Below are 692 nucleotides of genomic sequence, written 5' to 3'. Positions count from 1 at the left end.
TCCAGATACCCTCAAAAGGATGAGCTTCACTAAAACCATCTATGTTCTCATCGGGCCCAAAGGCTCCGGCAAAACACATATCGGGAACCTGCTCGAGCGCGCATTCGGCATCGCCTTTCTGAGTGTCGAGAAATTGGGACTCGGAAATATTCCAAAATCGAAGTTGACCGGCATTGATCTGCTCAAAGAAGGCTTCCATCAGGAAGAGGCCGAAATCGACCGGATTCTCACGGCAACCGACGCGATGTCGTTTGAATCGACCGGGGCGGCGGATTACTTTTACGTCGTTTTGGACCGGCTCCGGTCGAAATATGATGTGAAGTTACTCCGGATCTACAGTCCGCTCGAGACGTGTTACCAGCGGGTGCGCGACCGCGATCAGACGGCGCACATTCCCGTTTCGGATGAGCTATTACGGTCGATCAATGAAGAGTCCGCAGGTGTCGATCTCGCGTGGGACCTGCAGATCGATAATTCTGACCCGATGCCGGAGTCAGAAATTCTGGAACAATTTCGGAGCCGATTCAAAGTTTAACCTTGGTCCTTCATCGGGACCGATATGACTTTCGCCGGCACGCTCCCCCCGACCAGGTCAGCCCAGTCGAGCTCGAGATGCACTACTCAAACCAGAGCGAGGCCTCTTCCAAAGCCGCATAACCCCGTGTCCACCAACCGGGGGCAAGGCCATTCTC

At 54.3% G+C, this 692-nt stretch carries 1 protein-coding gene; it reads left to right on the top strand.

What is annotated here, in order from left to right; all coding sequences use genetic code 11:
• The coding region (locus JF66_RS20935) for a hypothetical protein (RefSeq protein WP_231556552.1) at positions 1-535 on the top strand (535 nt) is incomplete at its 5' end.
• Between the last annotated feature and the right edge of the window lie 157 nt (positions 536-692).

This window comes from Cryobacterium sp. MLB-32, assembly GCF_000738085.1.
Lineage (GTDB): Bacteria > Actinomycetota > Actinomycetes > Actinomycetales > Microbacteriaceae > Cryobacterium.
This window is presented reverse-complemented; position numbering and strand designations above follow the sequence as displayed.